Below are 13,568 nucleotides of genomic sequence, written 5' to 3'. Positions count from 1 at the left end.
TCGATGCGAAAGCGCAGTTCAGGCGTGCCGCCGAGCTCGGGTAGCTTGACGAACTCTTCCACCAGCACGCCGCCGTTGGCGCGGATCACCTGCTGCGAGGCGAGGTTTTCGGGGCTGGTCGTGATGTCGACGTGATCGAGGCCCCTGGTGCGCGCCTCGGGCAGCAGCGCGCGCAGCGCAGCCCAGCCTTGGCGTAGCCTCGGTTGCCCTTCCACGGGACCACGCCGTAGCCGATGTGGCCAAGGCAGTAGATGGGCAGGGCGTTGGTGCCAGGCTGCCAGCGTAGCTGAATGCTGCCGCAGAACTCGCCGTCCCACATCCAGCGCCGGTAGCCTGGCAGGCGGGGCACGGTGCCTCCGCCGGGCAGCGCGACTGGCGGGCCCTTGGCTTCGGGGTCGACGAGGCTGGTCAGAAAGCGTTCGGGGTCGGCGTGGATCTGCGCCAGTTCTTCCTGGCCGGCTTCGGGCCGCAGGTTGTTGGGCGACCAGCCGCGTTCCAGCGCGGCGATGTAGCCGGCGAGGTGTTCGTGCGAAGGCCAGACGAGTTGCAAGGGCGTGCGGGGTTCGGAGGTCATTTTCCGGATGGTAGGCGAACGGTCGATGGCGACCGGGGCTCGGCAGTAAAACGCAACAAGGTTGCGTTGATCCATATAATGCAATCCTGTTGCATATATGGAGCCTGCCCCATGGCTGACCGCCTCCCCGTTACCGTGCTCTCCGGCTTTCTTGGCGCCGGCAAGACCACGCTGCTGAACCACATCCTCCACAACCGCGAGGGCCGCCGTGTGGCGGTCATCGTCAACGACATGAGCGAGGTCAACATCGACGCCGCCCTCGTGCGCGACGGCGGCGCCGAGCTTTCTCGCACCGACGAGAAGCTGGTCGAGATGAGCAACGGCTGCATCTGCTGCACGCTGCGCGAAGACCTGCTGATCGAAGTCAACCGGCTTGCGAAGGAGGGGCGCTTCGACCAACTGGTGATCGAGTCCACAGGCATTTCAGAGCCGCTGCCCGTGGCCGAAACCTTCACCTTCGCCGGCGAAGACGGCAAGAGCCTTGCCGACGTGGCCCGGCTCGACACCATGGTGACGGTGGTCGACGCCTTCAACTTCCTGCGCGACTACGGCTCGCCCGACAGCCTCGGCCAGCGCGGCCAGTCGCTCGGCGACGAGGACACGCGCACGGTGGTCGACCTGCTGATCGAGCAGATCGAGTTCTGCGACGTGCTGGTGGTCAACAAGACCGACCTCGTCACGCTCGAGGAGCGCGAACGGCTCATGGCCATCTTGCGCAGCCTGAACCCGCGTGCCCGCATCGAGGTGTCGGAGTTCGGCCGCGTGGCGCTCGACCGCGTGCTCGACACCGGCCTGTTCGACTTCGAGCAGGCAGAGCAGGCACCCGGCTGGCTGGCCGAGCTGCGTGGTGAGCACGTGCCCGAATCGGAGGAATACGGCATTCGCAGCTTTGTCTACCGTTCGCGCATTCCGTTTCACCCGATGCGGTTCTGGAAGCTGGTGCAAAGCGAATGGGAAGGAGTGGTGCGCTCCAAGGGCTTCTTCTGGCTTGCAAGTCGCGCCACGCGTGCGGGCTCGTGGTCGCAGGCCGGCGGTGCCTGCCGCTATGGTGCGGCAGGCTTCTGGTGGGCCGCGGTGCCGCGCGAGCACTGGCCGACCGAGCCGGATGCGCTGGAGCTGATCCACAAGAACTGGGACCCGGCCACGGGTGACGCGCGGCAGGAGCTGGTGCTGATCGGCATCGGCATGGACGAAGACGCGTTGCGCGCCCGGCTCGACGAGTGCCTGCTCACGGAAAACGAGATGCGCTTCGGCGCCTCGTGGTGGCAGAACTTTCCGGATCCGTTCCCTTCGTGGAACGTGTGAGAAAAGCCTAGCGGGCGCAGTCGCCGCAGGTGCCGTGGAGGGTCAGCGCAGTGTGGCGGGTGTCGATGCCCTGCTTGCGCAGCGCACGGCCAAGACGGCCCATCACCTTCGGCAGCTCCGGGTCCGAAGGCAGCGCCAGCACCTTGTGGCACTGGTCGCACTCGAAGGTGTTGCCCGACTCTGCCTCCACATGGCGCGAGAAGCGGTTGACGCGGTCGGGGCCCACGCGGCGGTCGCACAGGCCGGCCTCGACGAGCCGGTCGAGCACGCGGTAGACCGTCACGCGGTCGGGCGTTTCGCCGGTGGCGGCGGTGTAGGCCGAGGCCACCTCCTCGTGCGTCAGGGGTTGCGAGCTGTGTTCGATCAGCTCGAGCACGGTCTGCGCGGCGCGCGTGACGCGCAGGCCGTTGTCGCGAAGCAGCGTTTCGCTGTCGAACGGGGCGGCGCGAGGGGGCTTCGGGTGCGATGTCGTTGTCTTCATGCGGTCTTCTTGCGAAACGCCATTGTGTTGCATCCCGGGGCGCCTTGGGTAGCGCGGGGCGCAATCGCCCGCCTGGCATGCCAGATAATCGCCGCCATCGAGACACACCACCGGGCGGCACGAACAGCATGGACACAGAGCGGGGCGGCGACGTACTCAGCCATGTGCTTGCGATGTACAAGTCAGAAAGGGCGGTGACTGCGCGGTTTTCGCTCTCTGCTCCCTGGGCGCTGCATTCGACCGGCGTGGCCGGTCCGCTGATCCGCATGTGCACCGGCGCACCCTACTGGATTGCAGTGGACGGCGCCGAGCCGGTGCAGGTGGCGCCGCACGACATCGCGATGCTGCCGCAGGGCGGGGCGCACACCGTGTCGTCCGTGCCGGGGCTCGATGCGATGCCTTTCCGCGAGCTGATCGAGGCGCATTCGATCGGCCGGCACGGCGACCACCCCATCGTGTTCTCGCATGGCGGCGGCGGCCCGGTCACCGAGCTGTTCTCGTTGCACCTGTGGATGCCCGCACAGGGCCTGGGCTCGATCATCGGCAGCCTGCCGTCGCTGATCGTGCTTCGGCAGGCGCAGATTCCCACCACCGCCTCGCTGGCGCAGGCCATGGAATCGCTGGTGAATGAAACCGTGGCCCAGCGCCCGGGCTGGCAGCTGTCGGCGGCGCGCATGGCCGACCTGCTGCTGGTGCACATCCTGTGCGAGCACCTCTATGCCCAGCCGCAGGCGCAGAGCCAGACGGGGCAGGTCGGCAGGCTGCGCGGGCTGGACGACGAAAGCATTGCCCGTGCGATGTCGCTGATGCACGAGCGGCCCGAGCATCCGTGGTCGGTTGCCACGCTGGCGCAGGCCAGCTACCTGTCGCGCACCATCTTCAGCGAGCGCTTTCGCGCGCTCGTGGGCGTCACGCCCATGCATTACCTGGGCTCGTACCGCATGACGCTGGCGGCCGAGAAACTCAAGAACCGGCAGCTGAGCCTGCACCAGGTGGCCGAGGCGGTCGGCTATGCGTCGGAGAAGGCGTTCTCGCGCGCCTTCCAGCGCTGGACGGGCATGACCCCGAGCGCGTACGCCCGCCAGCAGGGCGGACCCGAATCCGACTGAATCCGCCGTCCCGGACGGTCGGTGCCCAAATCCGGCGTGCCGGAGGTTGAGGCGGTGGCGTGCGGGTCGAACAATCGGCGCATGGCAACCCCACGCAAAAGAGTCATTCCCGAAGTGCGCAACCCCGCGCTCGAGCTGTCGCTGGTGAAGCCCATCGCCACCGGCGACAACCAGCAGCGCGCAGCCACCGTGCAAAACACCGATGGTGAGCCACTGGTGGCCTTCGAAGGCAGCAGCAACCCCTACCTGGAGCACCAGCGCAACGACCTGCTGCTGAGCCTGCAGCACATGCGCAGCGAAGGCCACGACGAGATGGTCTTCATGTGCATCACGCACTGCAAGGAGCTGAGCTTCAAGGCCATCCACTACGAGCTGGCCAACACGCAGGCACGCATCCGGGGCGACGACGTGGCCGGTGCGCTGCAACTGGTGCCGCGCGTGCGCGCGCTGCTCGAATTCCTTGGCAAGACCTGGGACGTGCTCTCGACCATCACGCCGCACGAGTTCAACCAGTTCCGCAACACGCTGGGCATTGCCTCGGGGCAGCAGTCGTACATGTACCGGCACGTTGAATTCATCCTCGGCAACAAGTCGATTCCGCTGGCGCGCGCGCATGCGAACAACCCCGACGTGTGGCCCTACATGGAGCGCGCGCTGAATTCACCGAGCCTGTACGACGACGTGCTGGCGCTGCTGCACCGCCGCGACATCGCCGTGCCGCCCGGGGCGCTGGCGCGCGACTGGTCAGAGCCCTATGTGCCGAACCCGGGCGTCGAGGCGGCGTGGCTGTGGGTGTATGGCGATCCGACGCCCGAGAACGACCTGTACAGGCTGGGCGAGGCGCTGATGGACATCGCCGACGTGTTCTCGCAGTACCGCTGGCGGCATTTCGTGTCGGTCGAGCGCATCCTGGGCTTCAAGCCGGGCACGGGCGGCTCGGCTGGCGTGGGGTGGCTGCGCAGCGTGGTCGATCACCGATTCTTTCCCGAGCTGTGGTCCGTGCGGACGCAGCTGTGAGCACGGCATGACACAGGCAGCAAGGGTATTGATCGTCGGCGCGGGCATCGCGGGCTGCTCGGCCGCCATCTCGTTGGCCGGCAAGGGCTTTCGCGTCACGCTGGTCGAGAAGCAGGCCGAGTGGCGCTTCCAGAGCTCGGGCATCTTCATCTACGGCAACGGGCTCGAGGCGCTGCGCAAGGTCGGTGTTCTGCCCGGCATCCTCGACGCGGGCTTTGCCATAGAGGACGGCCGCAATGTCTACCTCGACCACCACGGCGAGCCCATCGTCGATGTGTTCTATCCGCGCTCCAGCGGCGGCTCGGCGCCTATCGTGGGCATCAGGCGCGCGGAGATGCACCGCATCCTGGCCGCGCGGCTCGATGCGTTGGGCGTGGAGATACGGCTGGCGACGACGGTCGCGGAGATCGATTCGCCCGGCGGCAGCGATCGCGCGGAGGTCGTGTTCTCGGACGGCACGGTACAGCGCTTCGACCTCGTCATTGGCGCAGACGGCATCCGCTCGCAGGTGCGTGAGGCCGTCGCCGGCCCCGTCGCACCGCGCTACACCGGCTTCGGCGTCTGGCGCAGCGTGCACGAGCGGCCGCGTGCGCTGGACGCCAAGATCATGATGATGGGCGTCGGCAAGCGGTTGGGCATCATGCCGATTAGCGACGACAGGCTCTACATCTTCGGCACGGTCAGCGAGCTCGCCGGCCGCTGGTATCCGAAGGAGACCTGGCCAGGGCAGATGCGCGAGCGCTTCGCCGAGTTCGGCGGCCCGGCGCGGCAGTTTCTGGACCAGTTAGGCGCGGATTCCGAAGTGCTCTACACGGCCGTCGAGGAGGTGCACACGCCGCTGCCCTGGCACGCGAGCCGCGTGCTGCTGATAGGCGATGCGGCGCATGCCTCGACGCCCTTCATGGGGCAGGGCGGGGCTATGGCGGTGGAAGACGCGGTGGTGCTGGCCGACATGCTCGCGCGGCACGGCATCGCCGACGCCACGCTGCACGCCTTCGGCGAACGCCGCTACCCGATGTGCCGCTTCGTGCAGGACGCCTCGCGCAAGGTGGGCGAGGCGGGGGCGATGGAAGATGCCGAGAGCTGCGCACGGCGCAATGCGGCGATGCGCGAGGGGGCGCAGCAGCAGGTCGATGCCTTCTATCGGCAGCTGGGAGAGTTCGGCTCGCTGCATATGCCGGAACCAGCCTAAGCATCTGACAAATGGGTCGTTCGCTTGCGGGCGAGGGCGCGACAGAATCGCGCGCTTTGCCTCCTGCAACCGAAAGTTCGCCATGCGTGCCCATTTCCTGTCGAAGCTGCTCAAGCCGGTCCTTGCCCTGTGGGCCTGCGCTTCGTTGACCGTGGCCGCGCAGGCGCAACCGGCGGCGGCCTACCCGTCGAAGCCCGTGCACATCACGGTCGCGAATACGCCCGGCAGTTCGCCCGACGTGCTGGCGCGCTACCTGGCGCAGCGCCTGTCGGAGCAATGGAAGCAGCCGGTGGTGGTCGACAACCGCGCGGGCGCGGCCGGCATCCTGGCCGCCGATGGGCTGGCCAAGGCGCAGCCCGACGGCTACTCGCTGCTGGTGGGCGCAGACGGGCCCATCACCATCCTCCCCAACATCCAGGCCGGATTGCCCTATGACGCCCGGCGCGACCTGGTGCCGGTGGTGTCGCTCGGGCAGATCGACTTCGTGCTGGTCGCCAACCCGAAGACCGGCTTCCGCACGGTGGCCGACTTCGTTCGCGCGGCCAAGGCGCATCCTGGGCACATCAACTACGCCTCGGCCGGCAACGGCAGCCCGCAGCAGTTGAGCATGGAGCTGCTGAAGCAGAAGGCCGGCATCTACGTCACGCACATCCCGTACCGTGGCGGCCCGCTGGGCATGCAGGACGTGATCGCGGGGCAGGTCGACGTGATGTTCATCGCGGTCGGCCCCGCGCTGCCGCACATCCGCAGCGGCCGGCTGGTGGCGCTGGGCACCAGCGGCGAGAAGCGCCATGCGCTGCTGCCCGAAGTGCCGACTGTGGGCGAAAGCTATGCGGGCTACCGCTCGGGCACGTGGTTCGGGTTGTTCGCGCCGGCGCGAACGCCGCAGCCGGTGCTCGACGCCATCGCGGCGGAGGCGGGGCGCATCGTGCAGGCTCCGGCCGCCCGTGCAGAACTCGCGGTGCAGGGCATCGAGGCCACGGGCCATCCGCAACGGCAGTTCCAGACGCAAGTGGCGGCCGAATACGAGCGCTATGCGCAGATCGTGAAGGCCGTGGGCATCAAGGCCGAGTAACAGACAGTCAGACAGTCGCCTGCCCGGGCAACCGCACGGTGGCACATCGCAACGATGTGCAAGTCAGCCAACCGGCCGTTTCCGTGCCTTGGGCGGGCCCCGGATGCGCTAAGGTGCGGTCATCCGCGTTCCTGAATACCTTTGCCCGACCATGTCCCGTCCTCCCATCGAGATCGAAACCGCCCCCAACCCCACCGCCACGGTGATCGTGATGCACGGCCTCGGCGCCGACGGCAACGACTTCGTGCCCATTGCCAACGAGCTCGAGCTCTCTGCCGTGGGCCCGGTGCGCTTCGTGTTCCCCAATGCGCCGGTCATGCCCGTGACCATCAACGGCGGCTACCAGATGCCGGCCTGGTACGACATCGCCTTGCCCGACCTGGCAGCGCAGGAAGACGAGGCCGGACTGCGCCGCTCGCAGGCGACCATCGAGGCGATCATCGCCAGTGAAAAAGCCCGCGGCATCGCCGCCAGCCGCATCGTGGTGGCCGGCTTCTCGCAGGGCTGCGCGATGGCGCTGATGACGGGCCTGCGCCACACCGAACGCCTTGCCGGCATCGTCGGCCTCTCCGGCTACCTGCCGATCGCGGCCACCACGGCGGCCGAACGCCACGCGGCCAACCACGAAACGCCCGTGTTCCTCGCCCATGGCCGGCAAGACCCCGTGGTGCCCCTTGCCGCGGCGATGCGCTCCCGCGACGCGCTGGCCGCCTTGGGCTATACCGTCGAGTGGCACGAATACACGATGGCGCACTCGGTGTGCATGGAAGAAATCGCCGACCTCAACCGCTTCCTGCTGCGGGTGCTCGGCTGAACTTCGTCGAAGGAGACAAGAAAATGATCCTGGTCATCGGACACGCCCTGGCAAAGCCCGACACCCTGCAGGCCATGCTCGCCATCAGCACCGAGCACGTGCTGCGCTCGCGCACCGAAGCCGGCTGCATTTCGCATGAAGTCACGACCGACGTGCAGGACCCGCTGCGACTGACCTTCGTGGAGCGCTGGAGCGACATGGCCGCGCTGCAGACGCACTTTCGCGTGGACGCCTCGCGCGCCTTCGGCAAGGCGCTGGCGGCCATGGCCGACGGCACGCCGGAGATACACGTCTACCAGTCGGACGAGATCGACCTGTCGGCCGGGCGCGCCAAGGCCTGAAATTCATCAGCCATCGGGGCCGTTCACTGGCGCGTCGTCTATGCAGGTAGCTATCAAAAACATAGCGAACCACAGGGTAGCCTGCCTCGGGATTCCCTGCACGAGCAATGCCCGCGTGCCCGTGCTACCTTCCAGCCCCTCAGAAGATTGATGGGTCATAACAATATGAGCAACAGATTGCTGGAGAGGTTGGGTGCACTTTCAGCCGCACGCCTCCAGGGCATGCGACGTGGCATCGAGAAGGAAAGCCTGCGCGCTCTGCCGGACGGCAAGCTCGCGCTGACGCCGCATCCCGTGGCCCTGGGCTCCGCGCTCACGCATCCGCACATCACGACCGACTTCAGCGAATCGCAGCTCGAACTCATCACGGGCGTGCACGCGAACGTCGAATCGGCGCTCGAAGAGCTCACGCGGGTGCACCAGTTCACCTACCGCGTGCTCGACGGCCTGGGCGACGAGCGCCTGTGGGTGTCGAGCATGCCCTGCGGCCTGCCGACCGACGAGACCATTCCGATCGGCCGCTACGGCTCGTCGAACGTGGGCCGCGCCAAGAGCGTCTACCGCATGGGCCTGAGCCACCGCTATGGCCGCCGCATGCAGACCATCTCGGGCATTCACTACAACTGGTCGCTGCCCGACGTGTCGAGCGAACAGTATTTCGCGCTGATTCGCAATTTCCGCCGCCAGGCCTTCCTGCTGCTGTACCTGTTCGGCGCCTCGCCGGCCCTGTGTTCGAGCTTCGTGGCGGGCCGCCCGCACGAGCTGCAGCCGCTGGGCGACGGCAGCATGTTCATGCCGCACGGCACCTCGCTGCGCATGGGCCGCCTGGGCTACCAGAGCGACGCGCAGGCCTCGCTGGCCGTGAGCTACAACAGCCTCGACGGCTACGGCGCTTCGCTGCAGGACGCGCTCACGCGCCCGTGGCCGGCCTACGAATCCATCGGCATCCGCAACCTCGGCGGCGACTACAACCAGCTGGGCACCAGCCTGCTGCAGATCGAGAACGAGTTCTACGGCACCATCCGCCCCAAGCGCGTCATCAACCCCGGCGAGCGCCCGCTGCACGCGCTGCGCGAACGCGGCGTGGAATACGTCGAAGTGCGCCTGATGGACCTCGACCCCTTCGAGACCGTCGGCATCAACGCGCAGACCATGCGCTTCATCGACGTGTTCCTGCTGCACTGCCTGCTGAGCGACAGCCCCGACGACACGCCGCAGGAAATAGCCGACCTCGCGCACAACCAGCACCTCACGGCCGCGCGCGGCCGCGAGCCGGGCCTGAAGCTGCAGCGCGACGGACGCGAAGTGGCGCTGGCCGACTGGGGCCTGGAGCTGGTTGAGCAGTGCCTGCCCATTGCCGCCGCGCTCGACGCGGCGCAGGGTGGCACGGCGCATGCCGACGCAGTGCGCGCCGCCAGGGCCGCGCTGCAGAACCCCGACAGCCTGCCCTCGGCCCGCGTGCTCGCGGCCATCGAGAAAGACCACGGCAACTCCTTCATCGGCTTCGTGCGTGCCCAGTCGGAGCAGACCCGCGCCGCACTGCTGGGCCTGCCGTTCTCGGCAGCGCAACAGGCCGAGTTCGAGCAGATGACTGCCGAGTCGATCCAGGAGCAGAAGCGCATCGAGGCGGCCGACACCATGCCCTTCGAGATCTACCGCGAGCAGTACGTCTCGCCCGCGCGGCTGGGCATGGCGCGCGGCCGCATGGCGGTCGCTGCCTAGCGGGTCCTGAACCCGCTGCGCACCGCGCCTATCCTTGCGCGGACTCGAAGAGCGCCAGGTGGGCAGTGCGCAGCTGAAATTTCTGGATCTTGCCCGTCGGCGTCATCGGCATCCCGTCGACGAAGCGGATCGACTTGGGCACCTCGAACCGGCCGAGGCGCTCCTTGCAGAACGCCAGCAGTTCATCTTCACCGCACGAGCCGTCATTGCGGCGCAAGACCACGAACGCGGCGACCGCCTCGCCCCAATGTGGATGCGGCAGGCCCACCACGGCCGCGGCGCCGACGGCGGGGTGGGCGAGCAGCACGGCCTCCAGCTTGACGCTGGAAACGTTCTCCCCGCCGGTCTTGATCATGTCCTTCTTGCGGTCGAGAAACAGCATGTGCCCGTCGGCGTCGAGCATGCCGATGTCGCCGGTGTGGTGCCACCCGAAGCGGCGCGCCGCGGCGGTGGCCTCCGGGTCCTTGAGGTAGCCGAGAAAGACGTTGGGCCCGCGATGGACGATCTCGCCGACCTGGCCCGGCCCGAGCAGCCGGCCGTCGTCGTCCATGACGGCGGTCTCCACCCCCGCCACCGATACGCCCCAGCAGTTGCCGTCCTTGTCCGGGTGGTCGCTCGCGCGGTAGACCATGGTCGGCGGGTACATCTCGGTCTGGCCCGTGCCCAGGCGCACGTCGGGGCACATGTCGCGCCGGATGTCCGCGAGCAGGTTCTTCGGCATCGGCGCCAGGCCGTACATGCACAGGCGCAGCGAAGAGAAGTCGGTTTGCGGGCGCTGGGGGTGCTTCATCAGCGCATCGAACATCATCGGCAGGCACGACAGCCAGGTGATGCGTTCGCGCCCGATGGCCGCCAGCATGGCCGCGGGATCGAAGCCGCTGGCGAGCCACAGCGTTGCGCCGACCATCAATGCGCCGGTGCTGATGGCGTGCTGGGCGCAGTGGAAAAGTGGCAGCACCGAGACGACCACATCGCGCTCGTTGGCCTCGAAGCTTTGCGCGCAGCTCAGCAGCGCACCATGGACCGAGCGGTGGGAATGCATCACGCCCTTCTGCTTTCCCGTGGTGCCGCTGGTGTACATGATGAGCGCGAGGTCATCGTCGCCTCGGGCAGTGGCCAGCGGCTGCGCTGGCGGGCGCGATGCCAGCGCGTCGAAATGCAGCGTGCCGGCGGTGGCCTGGTGTTGTGCGCCGATCACAACCGTCAGCAGGCCCAGGCGCTCGACCAGCGTGCGCAGTGGCGCCACTTCGAACAGCGCTGCATCGATGAAGACCGCGCTGGCTTCGGCGTGACTCAGCACATGCTCGATGGAGGCCGCATCGAGCTGCACATTGACCGGCACCCAGACGTTGCCCGACTTGTGGATGGCCTGGATGGCCGCGAGGTGCTCGATCGAATTGACGCACATCGTCGCGATGCGGCGATCGGCGAGTTCATGGTCGCGCAGTGCCTCGCCCACGCGCTCGCTCGCGGCATCGAGCGCCGAGAACGTGACCCGCCGATCACCCTGGATGACTGCGATCTTGTCCGGATCTCGCCTCGCGCTGCGCCGCACGACGTCTGCGAGCGAAATACGGGCGATGCTTGCGCGTTCGGCGTCGGCTGCTTGCATGCGTTGGTCTCCTTGGGGCGGCACGGCGGCCTGGTCACGGTTCCACGAAAAAGTCGATCAGCGGCTCGACGCCCGGCGTTACCAGGTAGGGCTCGAAGTCGGTGAGGCCGGCATCGCGCAGCACCTGCTCGTCGATCAGCAACTGGCCGGTGAGCTCGCGGCTCGGCCGGGTCAGGATGTGCCACGCGGCGTCCGCCATGATGGTCGGCAGGCGGGCCTGTCCCGCCACGTCGGGCGCCGCGATGCGCAGGGCGCTGGTGGCGATGACGGTGCGCGGCCACAGCGAGTTGCTCGCAATGCCGCGCCCGCGCAGCTCTTCGGCGAGGCCTCGGCTGAGCATGCTCATCGCGTACTTCGAGGTGGTGTAGGCCGCATGGCGCGCGAACCACTTGGGGTTCATGTCCAGCGGCGGCGACAGGGTCAGGATGTGCGGGTTGGCCGCCTTCTCGAGATACGGCAGGCAGGCCTGCGCGCACAGGTAGCTGCCCCGTGCGTTGATCTCGAACATCAGGTCGTAGCGCTTCATCGGCGTGCGCTCGACGGTTTCGAGGTGGATCGCGCTGGCGTTGTTGACCAGGATGTCGATGCCGCCGAAGCGCTCCACCGCAGCGTCGACGGCGCTGCGGACCTGGGCTTCGTCACGCACGTCGACCACCACCGCGAGGGCCTGTCCGCCGGCGGCGACGATTTCTTCGGCTGCGCTGTGGATCGTGCCGGGCAGGCGGGGGTCGGCCGTTGCCGTCTTGGCCGCAACCACGATGTTGGCGCCATCGCGCGCGGCCCTCAGGGCAATGGCCTTGCCGATGCCACGGCTGGCACCGGTGATGAAGAGGGTTTTCGATTTCAGGGACGGCATGGACACTCCGCAATCGCGATCGGCTATCGCAAGAGTCCGCAGGCTATTCGCCGGCGCGGAAGAAAACTTGCGCCGACTGGCTGCGCGCGCCGCAGCCAATCGACGCAAGGCGCCGCGGAATGTGCGTGCGACCATCGGCGCGGCAACTTCCGGCGTCGAGCCCTCCATCCGATGATCACGCTCTACCACTGCGCGAATGCACGTTCGTTCCGCGTTCTCTGGATGTTGGAAGAGCTCGGCGCTCCCTACCGGCTGGAGATGCTGCCGTTTCCGCCGCGGGTGCTGCACCGCGAGTACCTCAAGATCAACCCGCAAGGCACGGTGCCTCTGCTGGTCGATGGCGAAACGCGCATGACCGAGTCGGCGGCCATCTGCCAGTACCTGGCCAGCGTCAACGCCCCCACCTCGCTGAATGTGGAGCGCGAGGAGGCCGGTTATGGGGACTACCTGAACTGGCTTCACTTCGGCGAGGCCTCGCTGACCTTTCCGCAGACCCTGGTGCTTCGTTACACGCTGCTGGAGCCGGAGGACCGCCGCCAGCCCCAGGCCGCGGAGGACTACGCCCAGTTCTTTTTCGTGCGCCTGCGGGCGCTCGAGAGGTTGCTGGAGGCGCAAGACTTCGCATGCGCCGGCCGGTTCACGGCGGCTGACATCTCGATCGGCTACGCGCTGCTGCTGGCCAGGGTGCTGGGCCATCACGAGCGCTTCGGCCCCGCGGTACAGCAGTATTGGAAGCGCCTGAGCTCGCGCGCAGGCTTCGAGCGCGCGATGGCGGTGCAGGACGCTGAGGCCGCCCGGCAGGGCATTCAGCAGTTGCCGACGCCCGGAACAGGGCTCGGCAGACGCCCATAGGCACGGGATGACCGACAGTGGCGCTGGCCGATGGCCTACAGGCATTGGCCTGCATGGCTCACCGCGCGCGGCCGTTGGGCTGCGAGGATGCCTCCATGCACCGCGCAAGCACCGACCTCGCGACCTCCCCATGACTTTCAAGGCCTATCTAGTCGAGGACAGCCCCGTGATTCGCGAGAACCTCGTCGGATTCCTGGAAGACGTAACTGACGCCAAGGTGGTGGCCTCTGCCAGTACCGAGGAGGAGGCCGTGGCCTGGCTGCACCAGCACACCGGCGACTGGGACCTGACCATCGTCGACCTGTTCCTGCGGCGCGGCAACGGGCTGGGCGTGATCCGCGCCTGCCGCCACCGGGCGCCGCACCAGAAGGTGATCGTGCTGAGCAACTACGCCAACGCCGCCATGCGCGAGCGTTCGCGGCAGCTGGGCGCCGATGCCTTCTTCGACAAGTCGGCCGAGCTCGACCAACTGGTGGACTTTTGTGCGCAGGTGCGCGCGTCGCTCCCCGGGTGACTTCGGCTGACGCGCGCATGACTGGGTCGTGCGTCTTTCTGGGGTAAAACGCCACGCTGCCGCTCTAGCGGCAACCGGACAACGGCAACTCCCCAGGAAAGCGA

General features: G+C 67.7%; 14 protein-coding genes. 10 read left to right on the top strand and 4 right to left on the bottom strand.

The features are described 5' to 3' along the window. Positions 1-85: 85 nt before the first annotated feature. Entirely contained in the window at positions 86-574 is a 489-nt protein-coding gene (locus BLW48_RS23715) for a GNAT family N-acetyltransferase (protein ID WP_256330888.1), read from the bottom strand. Between the two features lie 111 nt (positions 575-685). Here BLW48_RS23715 and zigA point away from each other — a divergent pair, with 111 nt between their 5' ends. Further along, positions 686-1,879: a zinc metallochaperone GTPase ZigA gene (gene zigA, locus BLW48_RS23710; protein ID WP_093177812.1), complete on the top strand. Its 1,194-nt coding sequence runs from the start codon at positions 686-688 to the stop codon at positions 1,877-1,879. A gap of 7 nt (positions 1,880-1,886) precedes the next feature. Here zigA and BLW48_RS23705 read toward each other — a convergent pair whose 3' ends face one another. Continuing rightward, complete coding sequence (locus BLW48_RS23705; RefSeq protein WP_093177992.1) at positions 1,887-2,360, bottom strand: Fur family transcriptional regulator; 474 nt, start codon at positions 2,358-2,360, stop codon at positions 1,887-1,889. Between the two features lie 128 nt (positions 2,361-2,488). On the opposite strand from BLW48_RS23705, the gene BLW48_RS23700 reads away from it, so the two are divergent. The 7 genes from BLW48_RS23700 (at position 2,489) to gshA (ending at position 9,630) form a co-directional block, all read left to right on the top strand. Beyond that, the gene (locus BLW48_RS23700; RefSeq protein WP_093177810.1) at positions 2,489-3,469 is read left to right on the top strand and encodes an AraC family transcriptional regulator; all 981 of its coding nucleotides are present in this window, start codon (positions 2,489-2,491) and stop codon (positions 3,467-3,469) included. An 81-nt stretch (positions 3,470-3,550) separates the two neighbouring features. Beyond that, entirely contained in the window at positions 3,551-4,486 is a 936-nt protein-coding gene (locus tag BLW48_RS23695) for a tryptophan 2,3-dioxygenase (protein ID WP_093177809.1), read from the top strand. A gap of 7 nt (positions 4,487-4,493) precedes the next feature. Beyond that, a complete protein-coding gene (locus tag BLW48_RS23690) occupies positions 4,494-5,678 on the top strand; it encodes an FAD-dependent oxidoreductase (RefSeq protein ID WP_093177807.1) in 1,185 nt (394 codons plus the stop codon). An 82-nt stretch (positions 5,679-5,760) separates the two neighbouring features. After that, positions 5,761-6,753 (top strand): Bug family tripartite tricarboxylate transporter substrate binding protein, encoded by a 993-nt coding sequence (locus BLW48_RS23685; RefSeq protein WP_093177806.1) that lies wholly within the window; start codon positions 5,761-5,763, stop codon positions 6,751-6,753. Between the two features lie 151 nt (positions 6,754-6,904). Continuing rightward, positions 6,905-7,567 (top strand): alpha/beta hydrolase, encoded by a 663-nt coding sequence (locus BLW48_RS23680; protein WP_093177804.1) that lies wholly within the window; start codon positions 6,905-6,907, stop codon positions 7,565-7,567. Positions 7,568-7,590: 23 nt separating this feature from the next. Further along, on the top strand, positions 7,591-7,908 hold the full coding sequence (locus tag BLW48_RS23675) for a putative quinol monooxygenase (RefSeq protein ID WP_093059133.1): 318 nt from the start codon (positions 7,591-7,593) through the stop codon (positions 7,906-7,908). Between the two features lie 165 nt (positions 7,909-8,073). After that, the gene (gene gshA, locus BLW48_RS23670; protein ID WP_093177803.1) at positions 8,074-9,630 is read left to right on the top strand and encodes a glutamate--cysteine ligase; all 1,557 of its coding nucleotides are present in this window, start codon (positions 8,074-8,076) and stop codon (positions 9,628-9,630) included. 28 nt (positions 9,631-9,658) lie between these two features. Here gshA and BLW48_RS23665 read toward each other — a convergent pair whose 3' ends face one another. Together BLW48_RS23665 and BLW48_RS23660 are read right to left on the bottom strand one after the other, a co-directional pair. Continuing rightward, positions 9,659-11,242 (bottom strand): class I adenylate-forming enzyme family protein, encoded by a 1,584-nt coding sequence (locus BLW48_RS23665; protein ID WP_093177801.1) that lies wholly within the window; start codon positions 11,240-11,242, stop codon positions 9,659-9,661. A 34-nt stretch (positions 11,243-11,276) separates the two neighbouring features. Beyond that, complete coding sequence (locus BLW48_RS23660; RefSeq protein ID WP_093177800.1) at positions 11,277-12,098, bottom strand: SDR family oxidoreductase; 822 nt, start codon at positions 12,096-12,098, stop codon at positions 11,277-11,279. Positions 12,099-12,269: 171 nt separating this feature from the next. Between BLW48_RS23660 and BLW48_RS23655 the strand changes: the two genes are divergently transcribed. Together BLW48_RS23655 and BLW48_RS23650 are read left to right on the top strand one after the other, a co-directional pair. After that, the gene (locus BLW48_RS23655) at positions 12,270-12,950 is read left to right on the top strand and encodes a glutathione S-transferase family protein (protein ID WP_093177798.1); all 681 of its coding nucleotides are present in this window, start codon (positions 12,270-12,272) and stop codon (positions 12,948-12,950) included. Between the two features lie 130 nt (positions 12,951-13,080). After that, on the top strand, positions 13,081-13,464 hold the full coding sequence (locus tag BLW48_RS23650) for a response regulator (RefSeq protein ID WP_093059150.1): 384 nt from the start codon (positions 13,081-13,083) through the stop codon (positions 13,462-13,464). Positions 13,465-13,568: the final 104 nt, after the last annotated feature.

Origin of the sequence: Variovorax sp. YR266 (genome assembly GCF_900107295.1) — a bacterium.
Taxonomy (GTDB): domain Bacteria; phylum Pseudomonadota; class Gammaproteobacteria; order Burkholderiales; family Burkholderiaceae_C; genus Variovorax.
Note: the sequence above shows the minus strand (reverse complement) of the source record. Positions and strands in the feature narration are given on the sequence as shown.

What these genes read in the sequence shown, in the direction of transcription:
- BLW48_RS23655 (WP_093177798.1), top strand. Translation starts at nt 12,270, where the DNA reads ATGATCACGCTCTACCACTGCGCGAATGCACGTTCGTTCCGCGTTCTC.
- BLW48_RS23680 (WP_093177804.1), top strand. Translation starts at nt 6,905, where the DNA reads ATGTCCCGTCCTCCCATCGAGATCGAAACCGCCCCCAACCCCACCGCC.
- BLW48_RS23675 (WP_093059133.1), top strand. Translation starts at nt 7,591, where the DNA reads ATGATCCTGGTCATCGGACACGCCCTGGCAAAGCCCGACACCCTGCAG.
- BLW48_RS23650 (WP_093059150.1), top strand. Translation starts at nt 13,081, where the DNA reads ATGACTTTCAAGGCCTATCTAGTCGAGGACAGCCCCGTGATTCGCGAG.
- BLW48_RS23690 (WP_093177807.1), top strand. Translation starts at nt 4,494, where the DNA reads ATGACACAGGCAGCAAGGGTATTGATCGTCGGCGCGGGCATCGCGGGC.
- BLW48_RS23715 (WP_256330888.1), bottom strand. Translation starts at nt 574, where the DNA reads ATGACCTCCGAACCCCGCACGCCCTTGCAACTCGTCTGGCCTTCGCAC.
- zigA (WP_093177812.1), top strand. Translation starts at nt 686, where the DNA reads ATGGCTGACCGCCTCCCCGTTACCGTGCTCTCCGGCTTTCTTGGCGCC.
- BLW48_RS23665 (WP_093177801.1), bottom strand. Translation starts at nt 11,242, where the DNA reads ATGCAAGCAGCCGACGCCGAACGCGCAAGCATCGCCCGTATTTCGCTC.
- BLW48_RS23685 (WP_093177806.1), top strand. Translation starts at nt 5,761, where the DNA reads ATGCGTGCCCATTTCCTGTCGAAGCTGCTCAAGCCGGTCCTTGCCCTG.
- BLW48_RS23660 (WP_093177800.1), bottom strand. Translation starts at nt 12,098, where the DNA reads ATGCCGTCCCTGAAATCGAAAACCCTCTTCATCACCGGTGCCAGCCGT.
- gshA (WP_093177803.1), top strand. Translation starts at nt 8,074, where the DNA reads ATGAGCAACAGATTGCTGGAGAGGTTGGGTGCACTTTCAGCCGCACGC.
- BLW48_RS23700 (WP_093177810.1), top strand. Translation starts at nt 2,489, where the DNA reads ATGGACACAGAGCGGGGCGGCGACGTACTCAGCCATGTGCTTGCGATG.
- BLW48_RS23705 (WP_093177992.1), bottom strand. Translation starts at nt 2,360, where the DNA reads ATGAAGACAACGACATCGCACCCGAAGCCCCCTCGCGCCGCCCCGTTC.
- BLW48_RS23695 (WP_093177809.1), top strand. Translation starts at nt 3,551, where the DNA reads ATGGCAACCCCACGCAAAAGAGTCATTCCCGAAGTGCGCAACCCCGCG.